Consider the following 26026-nt stretch of genomic DNA (forward strand, 5'->3'; position numbering starts at 1 on the left):
CAAGGGCACCCTGTGGAAACGTGTAATTCCTCCGCGCCGCGCTTGCCCAAACGAATGACAAACTTCCACAGCTCGCCCACAACTTACAAACGTGTAATTCCCAATGCTTGAGCGGTTTTCACAGAGTTATCCACAGTTTCCACAACGGTTAAGAAGATTAACAAGAATTTCTTAACCTTGATCTAGCCGACAACCTTGACGGCTGGCGCCGATCAACCACGACGGTAACGAACCAGCCCATGAACACAGCTAGCATTGAGGACCACCCATCCGCCCATCGAACGCAAGGAATGTTTCGTGAGATTTCAGGCCAATCGGGATGTCTTCAGCGAAGCAGTGTCCTTCGCGGTCAAACTTCTACCCCAGCGCACCACCCTGCCAATCCTTAGTGGTGTCCTCATCGAAGCCACCGCCACCGGCTTGATTCTCTCGTCGTTCGACTATGAGGTCTCTGCTCAAACAGAGATCCTGGCCGAGGTTGAGGAGACCGGCAAGGTTCTCGTGTCGGGCCGCTTACTCGCTGAAATTGCCAGCCGTCTGCCCAACGCACCCGTACGTTTTTCCACGGAAGACTCCCGCATCAAGGTCAGCTGCGGCTCTGCGAGCTTCACCCTCTTGTCTATGCCGGTTGAGGAATACCCCAGTATCCCTATCGTCACGACTCAATCCGGACTGGTGCCGGCTGAAGAATTCGCTGCGGCTGTCGCCCAGGTCGCTGTGGCGGCGTCACGAGATGACGTCACCCCTGTTATCACCGGTGTACAGCTTGAGGTCACCGAAAACAGCCTGAGCCTGGTCGCCACCGACCGGTACCGCGTTGCGGTTCGAGAAATTGACTGGGACCCGGGCAGTAACACCGAAGACGGCGCCCCAGGTACCGTCACGGCCCTTGTACCGGCTCGTACCCTGCAGGAAGTCGGTAAGACTTTCGGCCACAGCGGAACCATCTCAGTCTCCATCACCAACAGCGACGATCGCGAACTGATCGCGTTCACCGCGAACAAAAAGACCGTGACCTCGTTGCTCATCAAAGGCAATTTCCCTCCGGTTCGCCGACTGTTCCCCGCCACCGTTGACAACTACGCGGTGATGAACACGGCTGACCTCATCGAAGCCACACGGCGCGTGCAACTTGTCCTCGAACGTGAAGCCGCACTACGTTTCACCTTTGCCACTGACGGGGTCACCCTGGAAGCCGTCGGCTCCGAGCAGGCACAGGCCTCAGAAACCATCGATGCCATCCTGTCCGGGACCGAGACCGTCGTTTCACTCAAGCCACAGTTTCTTCTCGATGGGCTCAGCGCTGTCCGCTCCGAATTTGTGCGGATCTCCTTCACGAAAACAGAGAATCCGAATAAACCCGGGCCGGTGTTGATCACCAGCCAGACCTCGCGCGAGCAAGCCGGAGTGGACAGCTATAAGTATCTGCTCCAGCCTAACCTGCTGCTGCGCTAACGCCGGTGCGGGTTACCCACCTCTCACTAACCGACTTTCGAAACTACTCGAACGCCGAGGTTGCTTTTGTTCCGGGTCCGAACCTCATCGTCGGGCGAAATGGACAGGGAAAAACCAACTTGGTCGAGGCCCTCGGCTTTCTCAGCACGCTAGGGTCGCACCGAGTCTCCACGGATAAGGCCATGATTCGAGCCGGCCAGGACGCCGGCATAATTCGAGCCAGACTCGAATACAACGGCCGCGATATCCTGGCCGAGGTACAGCTCAACCGCTCCGGTCAAAACCGGGCGCAGGTCAATCGGTCGGTTATCAAGACTCGTGATCTGCCTCGATATTTTTCAAGTGTGGTCTTTGCACCGGAGGATCTCGCCCTCGTACGGGGCGACCCATCGGGGCGTCGCAAGTTTCTCGACCAGCTTTTGGTGCTGCGCAATCCGCGCCTGGCTGCAGTGCTCAGCGATTATGACCGTGTGCTCAAGCAACGCAATACCTTACTCAAATCGGCTCGAGCATCGGGAGTGCGCGGTAACCAGCTCTCGACCCTCGAAATTTGGGATGAGCGGCTCGTGGAGTTCGGTTCTGAAATCATCGACGAACGCGCCAAACTTGTGCGTCAGCTCGGTGAGCCGTTGCGCGCGGCGTATCGAGCCGTCGTCAATGAAGACCATGGTCCGGCATTGGTCGCGAGCTTGAGCATCCTTGGTGCTGATGAAGACGCCGATCTCGGCTTGGTCGCCCCCATCGGCGCCCAACCGGCGGCGTCGGTGGAATCATCCACCACTGAGGTTTTTCGCGCGGCGCTGGTCGGCCTACGAAAGCGCGAGCTGGAGCGAGGCATCACTCTGGCTGGACCGCACCGCGATGACCTGGTTTTCATGCTCAATGCCTTGCCGGCCAAGGGATATGCCAGCCATGGGGAATCGTGGTCGTTCGCGCTGTCGTTGAAACTTGCATCCGCTTCGTTGTTGCGGCAGGAGTCAGCCAGCGGCGACCCGGTGTTGATCCTCGATGACGTTTTTGCCGAGCTGGATCTGGACCGCCGGGCCAGGTTGGCCACCGCGATCGAGTCGTACGAACAGGTTTTGATCACGGCCGCGGTTCTCGAAGACGTTCCCGCAGCGCTTGTGGCACACACCATCCATATTCATGCCGGAGTCGTCACTAATGGTTGACGAAAATGTTCCACGTGAAACAACCGGAGTCGACGATTCGGTGGAATTTAGTTCCAGTGAAGCTACCAACGTCTACCTGCGTTTCAAGAGTATTTTCGGCGATCCCAATGCCAGGCGTGTGCGCGGTCGTAAGCGAATTGCGCCGGTTGCCGGCTCGAGTGTCCCGTTCGGGATCGGACGTGACCCGCGCGGTCTCGGTGACACGATCAATTCGCTGACCCTGCAGTTGGGGTGGAACTCACCGTTGGCCCAGTCTGAACTGCTCGCGACGTGGGCAGAGCTTGCGGGCGAAGAAACTGCCAACCATTCGACCCCGGCCGGAATCGACGACGGGGTGCTCACGGTGCGCTGTGAATCCACCGCCTGGGCGACCCAATTGCGACTCATGCGCAATGTGATCATGGAACATATTGCGAATCGCTACCCGCATGCTGGTATTCAGTCAATTCGTTTCCAAGGACCCAACGCACCGTCCTGGAAAAAGGGTCCCAGATCAATTCCAGGGCGTGGTCCACGCGATACCTACGGGTAACCCCACATTTAAGGTCAACCCCTTGAACAAAACGCCTCAAACGGCGATTATGGCCTGTTCGTCTTCCCCTCTTTGGTAGACTGAAGGGTCGCCCGTGCGATGGTCAGGAGCCTAATTTCAGATGACAGTTGAACCGACGCCCGAACGCTCGTCCCCAGATATATCCCCAGTCATTTCCCAGCAACAGGGGGAGCGGGAACCGGAGCATGAATACGGTGCCGATGATATCCAGGTGCTTGAAGGCCTGGAGGCCGTTCGTAAGCGACCCGGAATGTACATCGGGTCCACTGGGCCACGTGGGCTACACCATCTCGTGTATGAGATCGTCGACAACTCCGTCGATGAGGCTCTTGCAGGCCACTGTGACACCATCGACATTCGAATCCTGGCCGATGGCGCGATTCGCGTCGAGGACAACGGCCGCGGCATACCAGTCGACATCCATAAGGCAGAGGGACGCTCGACCGTCGAGGTAGTACTCACCGTGCTCCACGCCGGAGGTAAGTTCGGCGGCGGAGGCTATTCCGTCTCCGGTGGTCTGCACGGCGTGGGAAGTTCCGTCGTCAACGCCCTGTCAAGCCGTCTCGAGGTCGAGGTACGCCGCCAGGGATATATCTGGCGTCAAAGCTTCGCTAACGGAGTTCCGAACGCTCCCCTCGAACAGGGTGAAGCCAACGATGAAACCGGAACGACCATTACGTTCTGGCCGAGTGCGGAAACTTTCGAGACCATCGAGTTCGACTACGAAACCCTGCGCGGGCGTTTTCAGCAGATGGGCTTTCTCAATAAAGGCCTGCGCCTCACCCTCACCGACGAGCGTGAAGACCACCAGACGGATGATGGCAAAGCCATCAGCAACACCTTCAAGTATGACCAGGGCCTCGTCGACTACGTCGAATACCTCAATCGCGCCAAGAAGGCCGACCTCGTCAACGATGAGATCATCTCGTTCGAGTGGGAAGACCAGGAACGCAAGATGGCCCTCGAAGTGGCCATGCAGTGGACCACTGCCTACACCGAGAGCGTGCACACCTACGCGAACACGATCAACACGCACGAGGGCGGAACGCACGAAGAAGGTTTCCGCGCCGCACTGACCACGCTGGTGAACAAGTACGCCCGTGAGAAAGGCATCCTGAAAGAGAAGGATGACAACCTCACCGGCGACGACGTTCGCGAGGGTTTGACAGCGGTCGTATCGATCAAGCTCGCCGAACCACAGTTTGAAGGCCAGACCAAGACCAAGCTCGGCAATACCGAGGCGAAATCTTTCGTACAGAAGGTCGCCAACGATCAGCTCACCGACTGGTTCAACCGCAATCCGAACCCGGCCCGCGAAATCATCCGCAAGTCCCTGCAGGCATCAAACGCTCGAATGGCAGCCCGAAAGGCCCGCGAAACCGCGCGCCGCAAAGGATTGCTCGAGGGCGGAGGTATGCCAGGAAAGCTCAAGGACTGCCAGAGTAAGGACCCGTCACTCTCCGAGATTTTCATCGTGGAGGGAGACTCGGCCGGCGGCTCGGCCGTGCAGGGGCGTAACCCCGAATTCCAGGCCATCCTGCCCCTTCGCGGCAAGATCCTCAATGTAGAGAAGGCGCGCCTGGACCGTGCCCTCGGTAACAATGAGGTTCAAGCGATGATCACGGCCTTCGGCGCCGGCATGGGGGAAGAATTCAACCCCGACAAGGTTCGGTATCACAAAATTGTTTTGATGGCCGACGCCGATGTCGACGGCCAGCACATCACCACCCTGCTTCTCACCCTGCTGTTTCGCTACATGCGCCCGCTGATCGACCTGGGCTACGTGTACCTCGCTCAACCGCCGCTGTACCGTCTCAAGTGGAGCAACTCTGCCCACCAGTACGTGTACTCCGACCTAGAGCGCGATGCGCTCCTGGCCGACGGAGCAGCGTCCGGCAAGCGCATCCCGAAAGACAACGGCATCCAGCGCTACAAGGGCCTCGGTGAGATGGACTACAAGGAACTGTGGGAGACGACCATGGCCCCCGAATCCCGCACCCTGCTGCAGGTCACCCTGGACGACGCGGCATCTGCCGACGAGATCTTCTCCACCCTGATGGGTGAAGACGTCGAATCACGACGCAACTTCATTCAGAAAAACGCGAAGGACGTGCGTTTCCTTGACATCTGACGACATTACGGGCAACTCCGACTCGACCAACCCGGACGCGACGGCTGCAACCGCGGCCGCTGCGGCAGCCCACCTCGTGCAGCACGGCAAGATCGACCAGGTCGACCTTCAGCTGGAAATGCAGCGTTCCTATCTCGACTACGCGATGAGCGTCATCGTCGGGCGCGCGTTGCCCGACGTGCGCGATGGTATGAAGCCCGTGCACCGACGTGTGATATACGCCATGTTCGACGGCGGTTACCGGCCGGACAAGGCCTTCTCCAAGTGCGCCCGCGTCGTCGGAGACGTGATGGGACAATTCCATCCGCACGGTGACTCGTCGATTTATGACGCGCTCGTGCGTCTTGTTCAGCCGTGGAGCCTGCGGTATCCGCTCGCCCTCGGCCAGGGCAACTTCGGTTCCCCCGGCAACGATGGTGCTGCAGCCCCTCGGTACACCGAGACCAAAATGGCCCCCCTGGCCATGGAAATGGTTCGGGACATCGACGAGGACACCGTTGATTTTCAGGACAACTACGACGGCCGTACGCTCGAGCCGACCGTGCTGCCGGCCCGTTTTCCGAACCTGTTGGTCAACGGCTCGGTCGGAATCGCGGTCGGTATGGCCACCAACATTCCACCGCACAACCTGCGTGAGGTTGCCGCTGGCGCTCAGTGGTATCTGGAGAATCCCGACGCTACGCGCGATGAGTTGCTTGAGGCGCTGATTTCTCGCATCAAGGGCCCGGACTTTCCCACCGGCGCCCAGATTCTCGGTGTCAAGGGTATTCAGGACGCCTATCGCACCGGGCGTGGCTCGATCACCATGCGGGCGGTCGTGAGTATCGAAGAGTTGCAGGGCCGCACCTGCCTCGTTATCACCGAACTTCCCTACCAAGTGAACCCCGACAACCTCGCGATCAAGATCGCTGACCTGGTCAAGGATGCCAAAGTCACCGGCATTGCGGACATCCGCGATGAGACCAGTGGACGCACCGGCCAGCGCCTTGTCATCGTGCTCAAGCGCGATGCTGTTGCCAAGGTCGTGCTGAACAACCTCTACAAGCACACGCAGTTGCAGGAGAACTTCGGTGCGAACATGCTCGCCATCGTCGACGGCGTCCCGCGTACGCTCGCCCTTGATGGTTTCATCTCGACCTGGGTCGCTCATCAGGTCGAGGTAATCGTTCGGCGCACCCAGTTCCGGCTGAACAAGGCCGAGGCGGATGCGCACATTTTGCGCGGCTACCTCAAGGCGCTCGACGCCCTCGATGAGGTGATCGCGCTCATCCGTCGCTCGAACACGGTCGACGACGCCCGCGAGGGCCTCATGGCCCTGCTCGACGTCGACAGGTTGCAGGCCGACGCGATCCTCACCATGCAGCTGCGGCGCCTTGCCGCCCTCGAGCGTCAAAAGATCATCGACCAGGCTGCCGAACTCGAACTGCAGATCGCGGAATTCAAGTCGATTCTGGCCAGCCCTGAGCGTCAGCGAACGATCATCAGTGAAGAACTCGCCGAGATCACCGCAAAGTTCGGCGACGATCGTCGTACCGAGATCATGTTCGGTTTCGACGGCGACATGTCGGTGGAAGACCTCATCCCCGAGGAGGAGATGGTGGTTACCGTCACGCGTGGCGGCTACATCAAGCGCACCCGCAGCGACAACTACCGCAACCAGCACCGCGGCGGTAAGGGAGTCAAGGGCGCGCAGTTGCGCGCGGACGACGTGGTCGAACACTTTTTCGTTACCACTACGCACCACTGGCTGTTGTTCTTCACCAACACCGGTCGGGTTTACCGGGCCAAGGCCTATGAAGCCCAGGAATCCGGCCGCGACGCCAAGGGCCAGCACGTGGCCAATCTGCTCGCGCTGCAGCCGGGAGAGGAAATCGCGCAGATCCTCGATATTCGCGACTACGAAGTGGCCCAGTATCTGACCCTCGCTACCCGAAACGGCTTGATCAAGAAGACGGCGCTCAGTGAGTACGACACCAATCGCACCGGCGGCATCATCGCGATCAAGCTGCGTGAAGGCGACGAGCTCGTGTCCGCCCTGCTCGTTGAAGATGACTCCGACCTGCTATTGGTTTCTCGCAAGGGCATGTCGATTCGTTTCACCGCGACCGACGAGGCGTTGCGCCCGATGGGGCGCAGCACGTCCGGCGTGATTGGAATGCACTTTCGCGGTGAGGACAACCTGCTGGATGCATCCGTTATCAACGATGATGGCTATGTCTTCGTGGTGACAGAGGGTGGTTACGCCAAGCGCACCGCCGCTGACCAATACCGCCTGCAAAATCGCGGAGGCCTTGGGATCAAGGTGGCCAAGCTCAACGAGGATCGTGGCGACCTCGTCGGTTCGTTGATTGTCAACCCCGAGGATGAGGTCCTTGTGGTTCTTGCCAGTGGCAAGGTGGTACGCTCTGACGTCGCTGAGGTTCCGGCCAAGGGTCGGGACACGATGGGCGTTGTGTTCGCGAAGTTCGCGGATGACGACCGAATCATTTCCATCGCGAAAAACATCGAACGTAATCTGGTCGCCACCGACGAAGAAGGTGTTACGGATGCCGATACACCAGCTGGTGCCATCGACACCACTGCTGCGGAGGACGCTGTTCCAAACGCGGATTCAGGGAAAGTAGAGACACCGAATGAGTAGCGTTGCCGAAAAACTCGCCAAAAAGTCCACTCGCAAGACCGCGAGCAAGCAGGTTCGCCTCAAACTGGTCTACGTTGACTTCTGGTCGAGCGTAAAACTGTCATTCCTAGTGGCGGTCTGCCTCGCCATCGTCACGATCGTGGCGACGTTCCTCACCTACACCGTTCTGGTGCAGACCGAGGTGTTGACCACGGTTGACGAGCTGTACGCAACCGTGGCGGGAGAATCGGCCGATCTGGCCGCCATCCTCTCGATCGGCAATGTCATGGGCTTCGCGGTCGTCGTGGCCGTGCTGAACATTGTCGTAATCACCGCTCTCGGTGCCATCTACGCCGTGCTGTACAACTTGAGTGTCAAAATCACCGGCGGCCTCCTCGTCGGCTTCACCAATAACTAATCATTTTTTTTGCGCGATTGAGGGCTGTTTTCACCCTGAAACAGCCCTCGTAAGCCGAATTCACGGTGTTTCTCCCCCGGGAGGATGACTCGATTTCAGGTTCCGGCCAGATTCCGGTAGTCTTCAATCTGCTCAAGAGGGGGATATAGCTCAGTTGGTTAGAGCGCTTCACTGATAATGAAGAGGTCCCAGGTTCAAATCCCGGTATCCCCACGCAGTACCAGATTCACTTCGAACCCAGCGCTTGCGCTGAATGTTCGGCCTGAGAAATCGGGGCCATAGCTCAATTGGTAGAGCGCCTGCTTTGCAAGCAGGAGGTCCGGGGTTCGATTCCCCGTGGCTCCACAGTTCAGGCACAAGGCTCGTCTTCGGACGGGCCTTTTGTGTACCGTGCGGTGTCGCGGTGTTGTTCGCCAACGGTGGGCAGGCATCTGTAGTGCTGCTCTACAGCCCGCAGCAGGGGCCGTGTTGGCTGATACCGCGCTTAACGCGGCAGGACCCACATCCGATGGATGCGGGCCCTGCTCGAGCTGGTGGCGTTCGCCTAGTCTTCTTGCGTGCCCGGTTCGACCTCATCATCGGTGACCCAGAGCTCGTCGTCGGCGCGAAAAGTCTGCCAGACGGCGTACGCGACGCCTACGGCGGCGACGACGGCCAAGCCGAGGGCGAAGTACGTACCGGCCCCGGGGCCCTTCGGTTCGACCACAACGGGCTTCTGAAAGCGGATGCGGCTCAGCGCAGCCCGCACGCGGGCGTCGCGTGCAACGTCCCCGACGGACATGACCGTTCCGATCGCGGTCCCGATTCCGGGTAGGACGTCGTTGACCACGCGGCGTCGCACACCGTCGGCGACGTCGTGGGTGGCATTCACGCTCGGGCGAACGTAGTGGTCATAGCCCTCGCGAACGCGCGGACCGACCTCTTCGCGCGCGAGAACGCCGGCGTGGTGACCGGCTTGGCGAGCGAGAACATTGGCCCGCTCCAAAACCTCTTGTTGGTGGCTCCATAATTCGTCTGCGCTTGTGCGCAGCCGAGTGAGTTCCTTGCGGCGCTTGCGTGACAGGCTCATCTAGACCCTCCATCGATGTCGTGTGGCGAATGTATATCCATCTTGCCACTGAGTGCCCATCATGCTACTCAATCTTCGCCTTACCAGCGAATGCACTGGGAGCGCACGCTGGGAGTCAGATTCGGTGGAGATTGCTGTGCAAGAATCGGGGGTATGTCTAAGCACACCGCTGTCGCCACCCTGAATACCACCCTCGGACCCATCAAGGTCAACCTCTTCGGCAATCACGCGCCGAAAACGGTGAAGAATTTTGTCGGTCTTGCGACCGGCGAAATCGAGTGGAAGCACCCCGCAACGGGCGCCGCCTCCTCTGCACCGCTCTACGACGGAACAATCTTTCACCGCATCATCAAAGACTTCATGATCCAGGCCGGCGACCCGCTCGGCCAGGGCACCGGTGGCCCGGGCTACCAGTTCGATGACGAAATCAGCCCCGACCTCGACTTCACCCAGCCCTACGTGTTGGCCATGGCAAACGCTGGGATCCAGGGTGGCCACGGCACGAACGGCTCGCAGTTCTTCATCACTGTTGTTCCGACCACGTGGCTGCAGGGCAAGCACACCATCTTTGGTGCTGTCGAAGACGAAGACAGTCGCGCAATCGTCGCCAAGCTCGCCACCGTCGCCACGGATGGCCGCGACCGTCCCCTCGAGGACGTTTCCATTCAGAGCGTTTCTGTCGAGTCCGTCTAACCAGTATCCCCGTACAGAGAATGAGTGATCTGCCGGTCTCGGCGGCGAATTTTTGTTACCGCCATCCGGGGCGGCAGAGCTTCATTCTGTGTCAACGTTGCGGTCGCACCATCTGCACCGAATGCCAAACCCAGGCTGCAGTCGGGGTTATCTGCCCTGAGTGCATGAAAATCCAGCGTAAGAACGCCCCCCGCACCAAACCAGCCGTGCTCACCAGATTGACCGGCAGTGGCCAGCCGACGGTCACCTATGCCCTCATCGCGCTGACCGTATTCATGTTCGTGCTGCAATGGATCCCGGGCCTCGGGATCACCCAACGATTCGCTTACATACCCGCGCTCACCATCGTTGAGCCCTGGCGCATGTTGACCAGTGTCTTTCTGCATTCGCAGGGAGGGCTGCCGTTTCACGTACTGCTGAACATGTACGCGCTGTGGCTATTCGGTCCGATGCTGGAGGGAATGCTCGGACGCGGACGTTTTCTGGCCCTGTATCTGATCAGCGGGTTCGCTGGTTCGGTCGGCGTTCTGGTTCTGGCGCCGTTCACCTCCGTTGTCGGGGCATCAGGGGCTCTATTCGGCCTCATGGGTGCATTCCTGATCATTCAACGCGGTCTGGGGGGAAACTCAAAGCAACTGCTGGTGCTCCTCGGTATCAACGTCGTCGTGAGTTTCATTCCCGGTATCGCATGGCAAGCCCACCTCGGCGGCATCGTCGGGGGCGCGCTGATCGGGTTCGTGCTCATGCGCACCCGTCGACCCAACCAAAAAGGCCTGCAGATCGTTTTGATCGCGGCAGTTGCCGTTCTCTTTGTGGCTATTGCCATACTCAGGATTCTGAGTCTGCTCGCACCGGTGGGATAGCGGGCGGCGGGTTCGCTCCCCGTTTCCACTCTGAGTTATCCACAGGTTTATCCACATGGGGATAATTACACCGTTGTCATTACCGCCACTACAAGGCCTCGGTGACCGGGCCGTGAGCGTTCGATGAACAGTTCGCGAACGGTTGCCGGTCGGACCGGAGAGTTAGCGCCAGCGGGTGGTCATGAGAAAGCCGATGAAGGCGATTCCAAACCCGACCAGGATATTCATGGCACCGAGCCCCGCGATGGGAAGTTGGCTGCCACTGACGTAGAACACGATGATCCAAGCCAGACCAAGCAGCATGAAACCGAACATGACCGGCTTGAACCAGACGGCGTTGGGCGCGTCCTCGTTCGAGCGGGCAACGTCGGTGCGGACGGACCGGGTGCGAGGATTCTTACGTGCCATTCTGCGATCCTAGCGTCTTCGCCTGTTTGAGTGGATGTGACGCGGGCCTCGATGCCAATCCGGTCGGTAGACTGGTTGCATGTGTCCTCAGGCAGATGATCCGATCGAGATCGTCAGCATGCGCCCACGCCGGGCGAAATCGGGCAAGATTACCGTCATCGGCGTGCTGGGCGAACTTCTCGTCACCGCAGGCATCCTCGTGTTGCTTTTTCTCGGCTGGCAGCTGTGGTGGAATGACATGATCATGGCGAACTCACAGACCTCAGCTGCAAGCGAGATCAGCCAGGACTGGATCGACCAAAACACGTCAACACCGATACCAATTCCCATCGTCGATCCAGCCAAGCCGAGTACCGAACCGGTCCCCGTCGACAACGGAGCACCGATCGTGCCCGCCGTTCCAGCTCACGCCACAGCTTTCGCGGTGCTGTACGTTCCCCGTTTCGGAGCTGATTATCACCGCACCATTGCCGAGGGCACCAGCCACGACGTCTTGAACAGCAATCGACTGGGCATCGGGCACTATGAGGGCACGCAAATGCCGGGGGAGGTGGGCAACTTCGCCCTTGCCGCCCATCGCAGCGCTTTCGGCGGTGGTATGCATCTGATCCATGAACTGCAGCTCGGAGATGCCATCTACGTTCAGACGGCCGACGGCTACTACACCTACCGGTATCGCGATACCGAGTACGTGGCGCCCTCGCAGGTACAGGTGCTGGCATCCGTTCCGAACCATCCCAACGCGAGCGCCGTCGACCGCATCATCACCCTGACCAGCTGCAATCCGCTCTATTCCACCGCGGAACGTATCATCGCTTACGGCGTGTTCGAATCGTGGCAGCCGCTCGCGGTCGGCGCTCCCGCCGAACTCGCACCGATCATCGCAGCACAGGGCTAGGAGGCTTCCATCTACGCAGCACTATGGCGTGTTCTTCCCGGACCAATCTGGGTGCGCATTATTCTTGTTCTGATCCTGCTGATGGCGGTACTCGCCGTACTCGTCACTTGGACGTACCCGTGGATCGACGGCATTCTCAACAATCAGGAAGCGACAGTGGGCGGCTCATGACCCGTATTCTCGTGATCGACAATTACGACAGTTTTGTCTATACGCTCAACGGTTATCTGATGGAACTCGGCGCGGATACCGAAGTCGTGCGCAACGACTCCTTCGAAAAAGCGGATGCCGTCTCCCGCCTCGCCGACTTTGACGGTGTTTTGATCTCGCCGGGTCCTGGTAAGCCGTCGGACGCTGGTGTGTCCATTGCCGTCGTCGAAGCAGCACTGAGCACCGACCTGCCCCTGTTCGGCGTGTGCCTGGGCCATCAGGCCATCGCTGAAGCATTCGGTGCCACGGTGACCAATGCCGAAGAACTCATGCACGGTAAAACATCACTCATCACGCACGACGGCAGCGACTTCTACGGCGGTGTACCGCAGCCATTCACGGCCACCCGGTACCACTCGCTCGCCGTCGTCGCGTCGACGGTTCCGAGTGACCTCATCGTGACGTCACGCACGCAGGGCGGCGTAATTATGGGGCTGCGGCACGCATCCGCTCCCATTCTGGGCGTGCAATTTCACCCGGAGTCGGTGCTCACCGAGGGCGGCTACCTCATGCTTGGTAACTGGCTGGCCTTGGCCGGCCTGGAGGGTGCGCGGGAGACCGCGAAGTCTCTGCATCCGCTGTTACGCCTCACCTGAGTCCATCCCGCGAGTTTTGGCCCTAATCCGGGCAGGCGCGTGTTTTGGCCCTGATCGGGGCAGCAAAGACGCTGGAGGCCCCCAAGGTGGCGGCGACGACCAGGCTGCGGGGCCAACCCTATAGCCACGGGCCCAGGTTATAAACTGGGCCCGTGGACGGGGCCCGGGCCCCGTCCACGGGGTGCTAGGTGCCGGCGCAGTAGGTCAGGATGATCTCGGAACGTTGCGGGACGTCGCCGGGCGCCAGGGACTGAGTCTTGATCGGGGAACCGGATTGCTGGGCGCAGGTGTAATCCGGCTGAGAATCCGGCACGAGGCTTTCATTGTTGACGAGGTCGATCGCGGCCACGAGGGACTGGCCGGTCAGGTCGCCGAGGGTGACGCGCCCGCTTGAGACGGTGTAGTTCACGATCACGCCGGAAAACTCGGATGCGGCGGCGGCCGGATCGGTGCGGATGACCACGTCGATGGCCACGGTCGGCGAATTCTCAGCGGTGACCGATCCGGAGACGAAACCGAGCCCTTCGATCGCGGCCTGGGCATCTGCTATGGGTTGGTTGGTGACGTCGGGAACCACAACGGGTACCGGGCCGGTGGAGACGAAGACCTTGATCACGTCCGAGGGGTTGACGATGGTGTCGGCCGGAGGGTCGGTGCGAATCACCTGATCGGCGGGCACCGTGGTACTCGACTCCTCAGCACGGGTGGCCGCGAGATCCAGGTCGAGAAGCGTGTTTTGGGCCTCATCGTAACTCTGGCCAGTGAGTGAGGGCACCTTTCGTGAGCTATCGGGCAGTTCCACCGACGGTTGCAGGTTCGCCACCCAGATCATGACCGCCACGACGATGACGACGACGCAGACGATTCCAGCCCACACCCAGATCACCGGAGGACGCCGCTGCGTGCGCACCATAGTCGGATCTTCGGAGAGCTGCTTGAGGGCCAGGGCCGAACCGGTCACAGCGGTGGGCGCGGCGCCGAAAAGTCCGGCGCCGACCTCTTCGCCGGCGTGATGGAGTGGAATCTGGCCGGATCCGGCGGTCTCGACATCGCCTCGAAACTCGACGGCGCTCTGATAACGGGCGAATCGGTCCTTGGCCAGGGCGTGCAGCACGACCGAGTCGAGGGCCGGCGACACTTTCGGGTTGAGCGCAGACGGTTTGACCGGCATCTCACTGACGTGCTGGTAGGCGACTGCAACGGGCGTATCACCGCGAAACGGCGGTCGACCGGTGAGCATCTCGAACAGCACCACACCGGTCGAATAGAGATCGGTGCGCGCATCGACGGACTCACCCTTGGCCTGCTCGGGGGAGAAATAGGCAGCGGTGCCAAGGATTGCCGTGGTCTGGGCGACCGTCGTGGCCGAGTCGGAGATAGCGCGGGCGATGCCGAAGTCCATCACCTTCACCCGACCGGACTTGGTGATCATGATGTTGCCTGGTTTGATATCGCGGTGTACGACGCCTGCCCGGTGCGAGTATTCGAGAGCGGTCAGAACCCCGTCGATGATGCGCACAGCCTCTGCGGGTTCGATCGCACCCTCACGGATGATGTCCTTCAGTAGCCGACCGTCGACGTGTTCCATGACGATAAACGGAACCTGCGAGTCGTGGCCCGACTCATCGGTCACGGTTTCCTCACCGGCATCGAACACACGCACAATCGTGGGGTGCGCCATCCGCGCGGCAGCCTGCGCTTCCTGGCGGAAGCGCGTGCGAAACGCGGGATCGGCCGCGAGGGTCGACTTGAGCAGCTTGATCGCCACCGTGCGACCGAGCCGGGAATCGGTGCCGATGTGCACATCGGACATGCCACCACGACCGAGCAGGGCCCCGACACGATAGCGACCGGCGATCAAGCGACCAGAGTCAGCCACGTACGTACTCCCCCACAATCAGACACCGTATTCGGGTTGGACACAGTGACCGCTACTTTACCTCACGGAATTGGGGAGTCACCCTCCGAGGGCAGTGTCGCCAGTGACGAGTACTTCGGCAGCCGGGGAGAATGCAGAACTGATCTGGCCGCAGAAATAGCGGAACTTTACCGTGAATTTTTCTGTACCAGCGGTGATCGTGGCCGTAGTCGTTTGAGCGTTGGTCGGGTTTGCCGAGGTGATCACGGCGGCACCGCCCTCCGTGGCTACCTCATAGCCGGCCAGTGTTTGGCCGGTCGGGCAGGTCTGTGTGTTCCAATTCACCGTGACGGTACCTGCCGGAGCGGCCGGTGACGGTGTGGCGGTCGGGGCTGTTGTTGGCGTGCTCGGCGTGGCAACCGGCCCGTAAGCGGTGAGGGTGATCGTTGAGCCGGCCGGAACGGGGCCTCTGGGGTTGACCAGGTACACCCGATCGACGTCTTGCTCGGTCGCAGCGGCATTGCCGGGTTCGACGTCAGCTGCAAATCCCATGTCGACGAGCAAGGCGGCGGCCTCGGCGCTTGGCTTTCCGATGAAGTCGTCGGGATTGACCGATGTATTGGTCGGTGTCGGTGTCGGTGTCGGTGTCGGCGTCGGCGTTGGGCTCGGCGTCGGTGTGGGCGATGGCGCCGGTGTACTCGACGGCGACGCCGACGTCTCGGCCGGAACCGGGATCTCATTGTTCTGGGTGAACAGGGCGATGAGCGTGCCGGTGAGTACGATCACCAGCAGCGCGACGAGAGCGATGAGCGGCCAGGTCCACTTGCTGCGCTTCTTGTCCTGTGCCTCGGCCGCTGCAGCAGCGGAGGCGCGGGTGGTGGGGGCACCGTTGGCCGGAAGAATAGTCGTGGCCGAATCAGCGTCGGTGCCGGGCATGAGCATGGTGGCACTGGTGGCCGTGAGACCGCCCAAAATCGAGGGCACGGCCACGGCGGCAGCGGCCACATCACCACGACGCAGAGCGGATGCCGCGCGCGCCAGGTGGGCCGCCGATGCCGGCCGGTCGGCCGGGTTCTTGGCCAAGCAGGCGAAGACCAGGTTGCGCACCGGTTCGGACACGGTTACCGGCAGGTCGGGCGCGATCTCGTTGATCTGTGCCATGGCGATGGCGACCTGCGACTCGCCAGTGAAGGGACGTCGGCCAGCGAGGGACTCGTACGCGACGATGCCGATCGAGTAGATATCGGTGGTCGGCGACGCCGGGTGGCCGCTGGCCTGCTCGGGCGAAAGATACTGCACGGTACCCATGACCTGGCCGGTCGCGGTGAGTGGCACTTGGTCGGCGATACGGGCGATGCCGAAGTCGGTGATCTTCACCCGACCCTCTGGCGTGATGAGCAGGTTGCCGGGCTTGATGTCGCGGTGCACGAGCCCTGCGGCGTGGGCGGCGTGCAGGGCGGCCGAGGTTTGCGCGACAATGTCGAGCACCTTGTCCGTCGGCAGTACGTGTTCGCGTTCGAGAATGGTGGACAGGGCTTCGCCGGGAACAAGTTCCATAACGAGGAAGGCGCTGCCGTCTTCCTCGCCATAGTCGAAGACATTCGCAATGCCTTCGTGGTTGACGAGCGCCGCGTGGCGGGCTTCGGCGCGGAAACGCTCCAGAAAACCGGGGTCACCGAGGTACTCGTCTTTCAAAATCTTGATGGCGACGCTTCGTCCGATGACGAGGTCGGTGGATTTCCACACCTCGCCCATGCCGCCGATCGCAATACGCGACTGCAGCTCGTATCGTCCCCCGAAGGTGAGGCCTGCTGTGGGTCTCATTTGTTAAGCACCGCCTCTAGTACTTTCTTTGCGACAGGTGCGGCAAGTTTGTTGCCGAACCCCGTTTGTCCTTCTCCCCCGCCGTTCTCTACGAGAACGGTGATGGCGTATTGCGGATCGTTCGCCGGTGCGAAACCGGTGAACCACAGTGTGAACGGATCCGTTGACCCGTTTTGCGCTGTGCCTGTTTTTCCCGCCACGTCAACCCCATCTATTCTTGCATTGCTTGCCGCACCATCCTGAACGCCGTTGACCATCATCGCGGTGATCGTTGCGGCGGTTTCTTCGCTCATCACCCGCCCAAGTTCGGTCGCTTCAAAGGTTTGGATGGCGCTGAGGTTGGGGGCGAGGATCTCCTGAACCAGGTTGGGCGCCATCACAACACCGCCATTGGCGATGGCGCCGCTGACCATGGCCATTTGCAGCGGTGTCGCCGTCACGTTGAACTGGCCAAACGCCGACTGCGCGGTCTGAGGGTCATCGAGCCCGCGCGGGTACGTGCTCTCGGAGACGGTCATGGGAATGCTGTGGGTGCTGTTGAAACCGAATTTCTCGGCGGTTTCACGAATGGTCGTGTCGCCCATCTCGACACCGAGTTCAGCGAAGGGAATGTTGCAGGACAGCCGCAGTGCGGTCGCGAGGGTAACCGTCTCGCCGGCGCCGCAGGTTCCTCCGCTGGAGTTCTCGATCACACTCGTTGTGCCGGGCGCCGTGTAGACGGATGGGTTCAAAAAAGTGCTTTCCGGGGTGTAGTTGCCCGATTCGAGCGCGGCCGTGGTGACGACGAGTTTGAATATTGAACCGGGAGGGTTGAGCGAATTGATCGCCCGGTTGATCAGCGGATTGTTCGGGTCGGCCACCAGGGCGTCGTAGCTCGCAGTGACCTCGGCGTTGTTGTGCACCGTGAGCAGGTTCGGGTTGAAACTTGGTTTGGAGACCATCGCCAGGATGCGACCGGTGGCGGGCTCGGTGACGACGACGGATCCGGTGTAATCGCCGAGCGCATCCCACGCCGCCTGCTGGGCCACCGGATCGATGGTCACCTCGACGGCGGCACCCTTCGGGTCCTGGCCGGTGACGAGGGCGCTGATCTTGTCGAAGAATTGGGAGTTTGACGCGCCGGTGAGCTCGCTATTGAGAGCGAACTCGAGCCCGGTCGGTTCGCCATTGATGGGAATATACCCGGTGATCGGCGCGTAGAGCTCAGGGTTGGTATAGGTGCGCAGAAATTTGAAATCATCGTCGGCCGGCATCGACTGCGCGATCGGCTTGCCTTTGACCAGGATGGCACCGCGTTCGACCTGGTAGCTGTCGTAGAGCGTGCGGGTGTTGCGTGGATCGGCCGACAGGTTGTCGGCCTGGAAAGCCTGCACGACCGAGGTGGAGCCGAGAAGGGCGACGAACATCAGCATCACGACGATGCTGACGCGCTTGAGTTCGCGGTTCACTTAGACCACCAGCCTGGGTTGATTGCGCACGGTGTCGGAGAGTCGCAGCAAGAGGGCCGCGATGATCCAGTTGGCTACGAGCGATGAGCCGCCGGCGGCCAGGAACGGGGTGGTCAGACCGGTGAGGGGAATGACCCGGGTGACACCGCCAATGACAATAAAGCACTGGAGGGCCACGACGAAGGCGAGGCCGACAGCGAGCAGCTTGCCGAAGTCATCCTGTCCGGCGAAGCCGATGCGGAATCCGCGGGCGACGAACAAAAGATACAGGGCGAGGATGGCAAACAGACCGGCGAGCCCAAGCTCCTCGCCGAGACTCGCGATGATGTAGTCACTCTGAGGTACCGGGGTGATCTCCGGGCGTCCCTGGCCCCAACCGGTGCCGAGCAGGCCGCCCTTGGCGAGGCCGAACAGGCCTTGCACCAGCTGAAAGCTGCCGCCCTTGGCGTTATAGACATCCGGGTTGAGCGCATCGAGCCAGTTGGTGAAGCGTCCATTGACGTAGTTCAGGGTCTGGCTGGCAATGACGGCGCCACCCAGGAACAGGCCCAGACCAAGGATGACCCAGCTGAGGCGGCCGGTGGCGAGGTAGAGCATGACCAGGAACAGACCGAAGTAGAGCAGGGCGGTGCCGAGGTCGCGCTGAAAGATGATGACCGACATCGACAGGGCCCAGACGACGAGAATCGGGCCGAGGTCACGGAAGCGGGGAAAGCGGGCACCGAAAATCTTCTTGCCCACCATTGAGAGACTGTCGCGATTGCGCACGAGGTAGCCGGCGAAGAACACAGCGAGGGCGATTTTGGCGATCTCACCGGGCTGGAAGGTAGCGAAACTGCCAAAGTGGATCCACACCCTGGCACCGCTGATCTCCTGGCCAAGGCCGGGAATGAGCGGGAGAAAAAGAAGGAGCACACCGACGAGGCCGGCGATGTAGGTGTACCGAAACAGCACTCGGTGGTTTCGAATAACCAGCAGCACGACGATGGCGCTGAAAATAGCCAGGGCGCTCCACACCGTCTGGCGTACGGCGGCACTCTCCCAGCCGCCCTGCTTGTTGGCAATGTCGATGCGATAGATCATGGCAATACCGATGCCGTTGAGCACCGTTGCGATCGGCAAAATGAACGGATCGGCATCGCGGGCGACGAACCGCAGCACGACGTGCAGGCTGATCACCAGAACGGACAGACCAGCGCCGAGCAGCATAAGGGTCGGGTCGAGTTCACCGAGCGCGCCGAGTTGCACAAGCACGACCGCGCTCGCGTTGATGAAGCACGCGATCAGGACCAAAAACAGTTCCAAGTTGCGCAGCTTCTGCGGCAGGTGCAGGCGACGAACCGGCCCGGTCGCTGGTTGTGCCGAAAGAGCGGATGCCTTACTCAACGATTGCGCCCTTCAATCGTTCAATGATGTCCAGGGCGTCTTCCAGAGAGCCGGCGTTGATGGTTTGTTCGACCTGCTGGCGGTCGTAGACGCGCAGGTCAGAGAGATTGAGGTCGGTCTGTTCGTAGACACCAGACAGTTTGATCGGGCCGATGTCCTGCTGCACGCCCTGATAAATAGCGACGTTGGAACCGTCAGCGCCCACGAAGTAGCGAGTCTGGGTCCATTGGTAGCCGAGAACGGTGGTCGTGACGATGCTGAGCACCAGCAGAATGACAGCGACCAGCCAGGTGACCTTGCGGCGGCGGGCGCGGCGGGCATCCTCTTCGATCAGCTCGGACAGGTAGTCCTGAGAATCAGGCTCGAAATGCGTTTCACGCACCGGATGGAGGCGGAGGGCCGGGATGCGCAGGGCCCGATTGCGGCTGGGCTCCTCACCGAACGCGAGCGGATTCGCTGCGGAGCCGACAACGACCGGGCTGTCGGTGCGAGCAACGCCCGCACCGATGTCGACGATGACGACGGTCACATTGTCGGGAGCGCCGCCGTCGAGGCTTTCTTTGACGAGAAGGTCGGCGACATCTAGCGCATTCGCCCCGCTCGCCAGAGCTGAGGCCATGGCGTTGTGGGAGACGACGCCGGTGAGACCGTCGGAGCACAGCATCCAGCGGTCGCCGGCGATGGTGGCGAGGATGGACGTGTCGATCTCGGGGCTCGCCTCCACGTCGCCGAGAACGCGCATGAGTACGGAGCGGCGCGGGTGCACCATGGCTTCAGCCTCGGTGATGCGTCCGCTGTCGACCAGACGCTGCACGAAGGTGTGATCGACGGTGATCTGGGACAACTCGTTATCGCGCAGCAGATAGATGCGCGAGTCGCCGATGTGCGCAATCGCGACCTCGTTTTCGAGTACGACAATAGCGCTGACGGTGGTGCCCATGCCGGTGAGTTCGGCGTGCTCGAACACGGTCTCAGCCAGCTGGGCATTGGCGCCGATGAGGGCGGCCTGCAGGGCGAACTCGGCGTCCTGAGCGCTCGCGTATGGCTTGTCGGCCTCAATGATGCGCTTGGTGGCGATCGCCGATGCGACGTCACCGCCGGCGTGGCCGCCCATGCCGTCAGCGACCACGAACAGGGAGTGTCCGGCGTAGCCGGAGTCTTGGTTGTTGGAGCGAACCTTGCCGACGTGGGACGCGGCTGCGCTGTGACTTACCGTCGCCATGACCTACCGCCGAAGCTCGAAGCTGGTGGCGCCGATCTTCACGGTGGCGTTCAGGGGAATTTTGGTCGGCACGGTGACGCGGGAGCCGGCCAGGAAGGTGCCATTGGTGGAGTCGAGGTCTTGCAACATCCACTCATCGTTCCAGAGCATGAGGCGCGCGTGGTGTGTGGAGGTGTAGTCATCGCGGATGACCAGGCTGGAGTCGCTCGAGCGCCCGATCGTGATGGTGTCGGTGCCCAGCGGAAACTCGGTACCGGCTTTCGGACCGCTTGTGATAATCAAACGGGTGGTGTTGTGTGCGGTAGCCAAATCAGAGTCGGTAGCCGGACTGGCGCGCGCTACCGGCGCCGTGAAGGCGGCGGCGGCGGCGGGGACTGCAGCGGGAACAGCGGATAACGAAAAAGCAGGCGCGGGGGTGGCATCCGTTTTCAACTTGCGCACGCGCTGCCCGAACAGGTCGCTGCGCAGGGCATAGACGATGCCGAAGATGAACATCCAGAGCAGCAGGAGGAAGCCGAAGCGCAACACCAGCAGGGTGAGTTCACTGACGTTCATGTCGTTGGCCCCCAGAATCCGCCCATGTCGTGGCGGTCGGTGCCCGGATCGACCGGTGGTGCGGCGCGCGGGTGCTCCTGGGAGTCTGGCGAAGCCTGGGCGAGGACGCGAAACACGATGCGGGTGCGACCGATCGTGACGATCGAGTCGGGCTCGAGAATGGCTTGGCTGACGGGAGCGCCGTTGAGCTGGGAACCGTTGGTGGAGCCGAGGTCGCGCACCTGGGCGCGGGCGCCGTCCCAGAGGATTTCGACGTGGCGGCGCGAGGTGCCGGTATCTTCGACGGTGATATCGGCGTCAGAGCCGCGCCCGATCACGGTTCGAGACTTGACCAGCGGGTGCCTGGTGCCGTTGATGTCGAGTACCGGGGTCCAAGCGACGCTGCTTTTGACCGAGCTGGAGTTGATCTGCACCATGCCCTCGCTGAGGCTGCGGTCGTCTTGCAGGGTGATCGTGATGCCGCCGGTGAACTGGTAGCGCTGTTCGGCACCGTGTTTTTGCACGAGGGCGGTGAGCTCGTCGAGAAGGGTGACTCCGAGCGCGCTCATGCGGGCGTAGTCCGCGTGGGACATGCGCACGGTGAAGCGATTGGGCGCGAGGATGCGATCCCGCGAGACTACTGCGGCCGTGGTGTCGAGCTCACGACGCAGCGCGGAGGTAATTTCCACCGGCTGCAAGCCCGATCGAAAGGTCTTGGCGAATGCTCCGTTGACGGCGCGTTCCAAGCCCTTTTCAAAGTTATCCAGTATGCCCACAGGTCTCCCGATCCGGTCCGTTTGGCTATGAGCATGTTACTTGTCTCGGATGACAACCCACCTTGGGGGGCGCAAACGGCACGAACAGCCATACTACCCGTGGAGCGTGCCTGACCGAATTCCCCGCGCGTTTGGCGCATTCCGTGGGACTTTTTTGTAGGGGGCGGGCGTGGCCACACGGGTATCCGTTGGCGGCGATGGTGTCGGCGCGCCAACTACGGGCAGGGGCGCCAGGTAGGGGTGGCGCGGCCACCGGCATCGGGCGCGCTCACGCCGGATACGGCCCGCACGGGTGAGTGACGGGTGCCCGAATGGCGCTGACCCCTCTCGTAGTGTTAGCATTCCTAAGTTCGCGCGAGTGGCGGAATTGGCAGACGCGCTGGCTTCAGGTGCCAGTGTTCGAAAGGACGTAGGGGTTCAAGTCCCCTCTCGCGCACAGCGGATGGGTGCGGATAGCCGCACAATCCATGCGAACAGGCAGGGCCTTCGAGAAATCGAAGGCCCTGTGTCGTTGACGGGCCTATCGTCCACGGCCCATGCTCAGCGCGACACTGAGAGCCGGAGCTTGCCCTGCCGCCATGCCCACGAAGTTGCCGCGTCATACCCTGACGGAAACACCCGATGTAGCGAGCGCGCTCGACGCCGCCGCCAAGAAATGGCACGATTTTGCTCACGACCCGCCTCGACGCACCCTTGTTCTCGACGCGAGTATCGCGATCGCCTTTCTCGATGCGAGGGATGAGCGCCACGTGTGGCCGTCTCCCTACGGGTAGTACACGCCGTCGCTGGCTTCGCCACGAGCGCACTCACCGTCGCGGACACTCTCGGGTCTTCCCGCCAAGAATGGCGCCCTCGGCGCGCACCTGCTCGCCTCGCTGCGATCCACGACCGGCCTGCGCATGCCGGACGTGCGTGTGCTTCATGCCGCGCCGGCGGCGGGCGGGGCCTGGGCCACGATGGATCGCCGCCTTGCCTCGGTTGCGCGCAGGCTGGGCTTGACGGTCATTGATCGGGAGTCCAACGAGGTCACCTGAGTATCAGCGGTCGAGCGGCGCCGCCGTGATTGTGACGCCACTCCAGGAAATTGCCGAGGAACGGATGTAGTTATCCGGCTCCCAATCAAAGTTTAAACCCTTTCGAATCGACCCAATGGTGGCCTGGTACGAGCAACTCAGACTAAACGTGGCGGGGGCTGACGTTGAATATAGGATCACTTGGGTCAGGTCTATCGATCCGCCATTGGAGGTGAACCGCAGGGGGGGTTGGGAGGACTGGGGCTCACTCAGCATGCAGCTGACGGCATTCACCTCAGGCATATAACGCTCGTAGTATCCTTCGTCAAAAACTGGCAGTGCGACGACAGCCGGCACCGTGATCGCCCCCGCCAGCTGCACTGTGTACGCCCCTGCGGGCACCTCGAGGATTGTGAGGGTCGTCGATGTCGGATCTAATTGCGCGCTGGCCAGAGTGACAGTGCCGGTCAAGCCAGTCGTTGACGCGAGGGACGCGCTCTGCGTGAGGTCGAGCCCGGCTGCGCCGGTGGCACCCGTCAGTCCGTTCAGGCCGGCGGATCCGGCAGTACCCGTCGCGCCTGTGGCCCCGGCAGCTCCCAGAGCGCCCGTCGTACCGCCGGTGGCTCCGGTGGTTCCGGTGGCACCAGCACTACCAGTCGCTCCCACTGCACCGGTTTGCCCCGCAGCGCCCGTCTCGCCGGTTGCTCCTGCAGGCCCGACAGCGCCAGCGGCCTCAGCGACGATTGCTTCGACCTGACTGACCGAGGTCTGATTGACCGCCGAGGCTATACCCCAGCTGGACAGCGCAGAGAGCCCCAGCGTCGCCACGGCCCCGACAGCAAGAATCGATACGAACTTAGTCTGCAGCACAGTGCCCCCAGTTATTGCGGACACATGTTAGTCCATAATTTAAACGTAGCAGCACGGCGTGGCTAAGCGCGGGTACTCCAGAGACCCAGTACGGGGGGATAGCCGCCCCGCCAAGGGACAGCGGTCGCGCCGCACGAAAATACGGGGCACGTAATGTGACCTGCCGCGTCAGGAATCGACACCGCTGCCAGGCAGACAAGTAGCCTTACGAAGACGCTGCGGGTTTCCGCCCGGGCGAGAACGGATCGCGATGACGACGGGTGCTTCCCGGCTGAACCTGGTGCGGCCGAACCGGTGGCTGCGGCTGGCCTGGATCGTACCGGCCATGCTGGTCGCTCTGACCCTCGTGGTGCTCGCGGCGAACGGGCTGCGCACACTTCCGGTGGTGGAGTCGTTCGTACTGACGCACCCCGGAACCTCGACCCATCTCGCCGCGACCCCGGTGGGAATACCGGCCTGGCTGGCCTGGCAACACGGTCTCAATGCCTTCTTCATTCTGTTCGTCATTCGTACCGGCTGGCAGGTGCGTACAACTAAACGTCCGTCCATTTTCTGGACGCGCACGAACACCGGGTTGTTCCGCACGAAGAATCCCCCAATTCGAATCACCCTCAACCTCTGGCAGCACATCGTCTTTGACACCCTCTGGGCTGTCAACGGCATCGTGTTCTATGTCCTGCTGTTCGCGACCGGCCAATGGCTGCGCCTGGTGCCCACCAACTGGGACGTCTTCCCCAACGCGGTGTCGGCCGGCCTGCAGTATGCCTCGCTCAATTGGCCGACCAGCACCGGCTGGGTGCACTACAACGCCCTGCAGCTGCTCAGCTATTTCGTCGTGGTGTTCATTGCGGCGCCGATCGCGCTCGTGACCGGCCTGCGCATGTCCCCGGGCCTATCCGCCCGGTTTCGCCGCCTGGATCGCGTCTTTCCCTTGCCCGTTGCGCGCAAACTGCATTTCGCGGTGCTGATCTTCTTCGTGGCGTTCATTGTCATTCACGTGACACTCGTGCTCACGACCGGTGCCCGCGCAAACCTCAACCACATGTATGCCGCGCGCAATGATGACGGATGGACCGGTGTCTGGATCGTCGTTGCCGCGCTGCTGGTCACGGCCGGAATTTGGGCGGGCGCGCGTCCGGTGGTCGTGCGTGCAATCGCGGCTCGCAGCGGCCGCATCATTCACCGGAAGCGTTAACCCGCTGCACGTCTCGACGCGAGCAGGTCCCGGCTGAGCATGGCCGCGCCGGCCGCCGCCGCGGGCATCACGATGACGGCCGCGCCGGGAATCAGGAACATCAGGTAGGTGAGCACCCCAAAACCAAGGCTGCGGGCGCGGCCTGCGCGGAGCATCCGTCGTCGCTGTTTCAGGGTGAAACCGCGCGCATCGAAGGCGAAGCCGGTGAGTTCGAGACAGAGGATCCAGCCGCCAAACAGCGCTCCGAGAACGAGCGCGAGCAGTTGGCCGAGTCCGGGGATCAGGCCGCAGAGCAGCAGTATGAGAGCGCCCAGAACGGCGAGGCTGACCAGTCGCAGGGCGTCGGCCACGGAACGCAGCAGGCCGCGCGGGGTTTCAACCGGCGCATCGCCGAGGTTGGTTTCGACTGCGCGCCAGATGCGCTCATAGAACGGGTCGCCGACGGCGAGGGTCACGGCCACGTACGTGTACGCCAATAAAAGGATGCCGGCGGCCGTGATCGCCGCGGCGGCTACGACCCGCATACCCGTGCGCCACGGTTCCCCCCAGCCGCTTGCGAACGGACTGATGGCCACAGCGATGGTCTCAAGGTTGATGAGCAGCACCACGATGCCGGCGAGGTAGGCAATGCCGACGATGAAAGCCGGAAGTGCGCCGAGCAGCATGAGGCGTGGTGACGTGATCCACATTTTAAGACCGCGACCGAGAAAACCGGCCCCGGCGAAGAACTCGCGCGAGGCGCTGGGACTCGTCGAAGGCGGCACCCTGAAACCCTAGCGCGAGGTCTGCCGGGCCGGGCTGCCGTGAACCGCCC

General features: G+C 61.7%; 24 protein-coding genes and 3 tRNA genes. 16 read left to right on the forward strand and 11 right to left on the reverse strand.

Going from position 1 to position 26026, the window contains the following annotated elements; translation table 11 throughout:
* The first annotated feature begins 297 nt into the window (after window positions 1-297).
* The 8 genes from dnaN (at window position 298) to CXY72_RS16485 (ending at window position 8694) form a co-directional block, all read left to right on the forward strand.
* Window positions 298-1455 (forward strand): DNA polymerase III subunit beta, encoded by a 1158-nt coding sequence (gene dnaN, locus CXY72_RS16450; protein WP_104128753.1) that lies wholly within the window; start codon window positions 298-300, stop codon window positions 1453-1455.
* A 5-nt stretch (window positions 1456-1460) separates the two neighbouring features.
* A complete protein-coding gene (recF, locus tag CXY72_RS16455; RefSeq protein ID WP_104128754.1) occupies window positions 1461-2627 on the forward strand; it encodes a DNA replication/repair protein RecF in 1167 nt (388 codons plus the stop codon).
* Window positions 2620-3159, forward strand: a complete 540-nt coding sequence (locus tag CXY72_RS16460) for a DUF721 domain-containing protein (protein WP_104128755.1) — start codon at window positions 2620-2622, stop codon at window positions 3157-3159. Before recF ends, CXY72_RS16460 begins: the two co-directional genes overlap by 8 nt.
* 121 nt (window positions 3160-3280) lie before the next feature.
* Complete coding sequence (gene gyrB, locus CXY72_RS16465) at window positions 3281-5311, forward strand: DNA topoisomerase (ATP-hydrolyzing) subunit B (protein WP_104128756.1); 2031 nt, start codon at window positions 3281-3283, stop codon at window positions 5309-5311.
* A gap of 76 nt (window positions 5312-5387) precedes the next feature.
* Entirely contained in the window at window positions 5388-7952 is a 2565-nt protein-coding gene (gyrA, locus tag CXY72_RS16470; protein ID WP_233197922.1) for a DNA gyrase subunit A, read from the forward strand.
* Window positions 7945-8349 carry a DUF3566 domain-containing protein gene (locus CXY72_RS16475; RefSeq protein WP_104128758.1) on the forward strand — a complete coding sequence of 135 codons (405 nt, stop codon included), beginning with the start codon at window positions 7945-7947 and terminating at the stop codon, window positions 8347-8349. Before gyrA ends, CXY72_RS16475 begins: the two co-directional genes overlap by 8 nt.
* Window positions 8350-8488: 139 nt before the next feature.
* A tRNA-Ile gene (locus CXY72_RS16480) sits at window positions 8489-8562 on the forward strand.
* A gap of 59 nt (window positions 8563-8621) precedes the next feature.
* Window positions 8622-8694, forward strand: a tRNA-Ala gene (locus tag CXY72_RS16485).
* Between the two features lie 199 nt (window positions 8695-8893).
* Here the strand turns inward: CXY72_RS16485 and CXY72_RS16490 are convergent.
* Entirely contained in the window at window positions 8894-9418 is a 525-nt protein-coding gene (locus CXY72_RS16490) for a hypothetical protein (protein ID WP_104128759.1), read from the reverse strand.
* A 153-nt stretch (window positions 9419-9571) separates the two neighbouring features.
* On the opposite strand from CXY72_RS16490, the gene CXY72_RS16495 reads away from it, so the two are divergent.
* Together CXY72_RS16495 and CXY72_RS16500 are read left to right on the forward strand one after the other, a co-directional pair.
* The gene (locus CXY72_RS16495; RefSeq protein ID WP_104128760.1) at window positions 9572-10111 is read left to right on the forward strand and encodes a peptidylprolyl isomerase; all 540 of its coding nucleotides are present in this window, start codon (window positions 9572-9574) and stop codon (window positions 10109-10111) included.
* A gap of 164 nt (window positions 10112-10275) precedes the next feature.
* Window positions 10276-10974, forward strand: coding sequence for a rhomboid family intramembrane serine protease (locus CXY72_RS16500; protein WP_370446272.1), 699 nt, complete (start codon window positions 10276-10278; stop codon window positions 10972-10974).
* A gap of 162 nt (window positions 10975-11136) precedes the next feature.
* Here the strand turns inward: CXY72_RS16500 and CXY72_RS16505 are convergent, their stop codons facing one another.
* On the reverse strand, window positions 11137-11382 hold the full coding sequence (locus tag CXY72_RS16505; protein ID WP_104128762.1) for a cell division protein CrgA: 246 nt from the start codon (window positions 11380-11382) through the stop codon (window positions 11137-11139).
* Window positions 11383-11461: 79 nt separating this feature from the next.
* On the opposite strand from CXY72_RS16505, the gene CXY72_RS16510 reads away from it, so the two are divergent.
* Window positions 11462-12280, forward strand: a complete 819-nt coding sequence (locus CXY72_RS16510; RefSeq protein WP_233197899.1) for a class E sortase — start codon at window positions 11462-11464, stop codon at window positions 12278-12280.
* Between the two features lie 167 nt (window positions 12281-12447).
* Window positions 12448-13086, forward strand: coding sequence for an aminodeoxychorismate/anthranilate synthase component II (locus CXY72_RS16515; protein WP_104128763.1), 639 nt, complete (start codon window positions 12448-12450; stop codon window positions 13084-13086).
* 184 nt (window positions 13087-13270) lie between these two features.
* On the opposite strand, the gene pknB is transcribed toward CXY72_RS16515, so the two are convergent.
* The 7 genes from pknB to CXY72_RS16550 all read right to left on the reverse strand — a co-directional run bounded on the left by pknB (window position 13271) and on the right by CXY72_RS16550 (window position 22134).
* Entirely contained in the window at window positions 13271-14965 is a 1695-nt protein-coding gene (gene pknB, locus CXY72_RS16520) for a Stk1 family PASTA domain-containing Ser/Thr kinase (RefSeq protein WP_104128764.1), read from the reverse strand.
* 78 nt (window positions 14966-15043) lie between these two features.
* Window positions 15044-16768, reverse strand: a complete 1725-nt coding sequence (locus tag CXY72_RS16525) for a protein kinase (RefSeq protein WP_104128765.1) — start codon at window positions 16766-16768, stop codon at window positions 15044-15046.
* A complete protein-coding gene (locus CXY72_RS16530) occupies window positions 16765-18216 on the reverse strand; it encodes a penicillin-binding protein 2 (RefSeq protein ID WP_104128766.1) in 1452 nt (483 codons plus the stop codon). The genes CXY72_RS16525 and CXY72_RS16530 overlap by 4 nt, the downstream gene beginning before the upstream one ends.
* On the reverse strand, window positions 18217-19602 hold the full coding sequence (locus CXY72_RS16535; protein ID WP_233197900.1) for an FtsW/RodA/SpoVE family cell cycle protein: 1386 nt from the start codon (window positions 19600-19602) through the stop codon (window positions 18217-18219).
* Window positions 19595-20824: a PP2C family serine/threonine-protein phosphatase gene (locus CXY72_RS16540; protein WP_104128767.1), complete on the reverse strand. Its 1230-nt coding sequence runs from the start codon at window positions 20822-20824 to the stop codon at window positions 19595-19597. Before CXY72_RS16540 ends, CXY72_RS16535 begins: the two co-directional genes overlap by 8 nt.
* 3 nt (window positions 20825-20827) lie before the next feature.
* Window positions 20828-21379 (reverse strand): FHA domain-containing protein, encoded by a 552-nt coding sequence (locus CXY72_RS16545; RefSeq protein ID WP_104128768.1) that lies wholly within the window; start codon window positions 21377-21379, stop codon window positions 20828-20830.
* On the reverse strand, window positions 21376-22134 hold the full coding sequence (locus tag CXY72_RS16550) for a DUF3662 and FHA domain-containing protein (RefSeq protein WP_104128769.1): 759 nt from the start codon (window positions 22132-22134) through the stop codon (window positions 21376-21378). Before CXY72_RS16550 ends, CXY72_RS16545 begins: the two co-directional genes overlap by 4 nt.
* A gap of 352 nt (window positions 22135-22486) precedes the next feature.
* On the opposite strand from CXY72_RS16550, the gene CXY72_RS16555 reads away from it, so the two are divergent.
* The 3 genes from CXY72_RS16555 (at window position 22487) to CXY72_RS20385 (ending at window position 23168) form a co-directional block, all read left to right on the forward strand.
* Window positions 22487-22570, forward strand: a tRNA-Leu gene (locus tag CXY72_RS16555).
* 142 nt (window positions 22571-22712) lie between these two features.
* Window positions 22713-22907: a hypothetical protein gene (locus CXY72_RS16560; RefSeq protein ID WP_104128770.1), complete on the forward strand. Its 195-nt coding sequence runs from the start codon at window positions 22713-22715 to the stop codon at window positions 22905-22907.
* 135 nt (window positions 22908-23042) lie between these two features.
* Window positions 23043-23168 carry a hypothetical protein gene (locus CXY72_RS20385; RefSeq protein WP_255409297.1) on the forward strand — a complete coding sequence of 42 codons (126 nt, stop codon included), beginning with the start codon at window positions 23043-23045 and terminating at the stop codon, window positions 23166-23168.
* 3 nt (window positions 23169-23171) lie between these two features.
* Here the strand turns inward: CXY72_RS20385 and CXY72_RS19860 are convergent, their stop codons facing one another.
* A complete protein-coding gene (locus CXY72_RS19860; RefSeq protein WP_199184071.1) occupies window positions 23172-24041 on the reverse strand; it encodes a hypothetical protein in 870 nt (289 codons plus the stop codon).
* Window positions 24042-24267: 226 nt separating this feature from the next.
* Between CXY72_RS19860 and CXY72_RS16570 the strand changes: the two genes are divergently transcribed.
* The gene (locus tag CXY72_RS16570; RefSeq protein WP_104128771.1) at window positions 24268-25212 is read left to right on the forward strand and encodes a cytochrome b/b6 domain-containing protein; all 945 of its coding nucleotides are present in this window, start codon (window positions 24268-24270) and stop codon (window positions 25210-25212) included.
* Here the strand turns inward: CXY72_RS16570 and CXY72_RS16575 are convergent.
* Window positions 25209-25976, reverse strand: coding sequence for an EI24 domain-containing protein (locus CXY72_RS16575; RefSeq protein ID WP_199184072.1), 768 nt, complete (start codon window positions 25974-25976; stop codon window positions 25209-25211). The two genes, CXY72_RS16570 and CXY72_RS16575, sit on opposite strands and share 4 nt — an antisense overlap.
* Window positions 25977-26026: the final 50 nt, after the last annotated feature.

The organism is Cryobacterium sp. Y57 (assembly GCF_002929505.1).
Lineage (GTDB): Bacteria > Actinomycetota > Actinomycetes > Actinomycetales > Microbacteriaceae > Cryobacterium.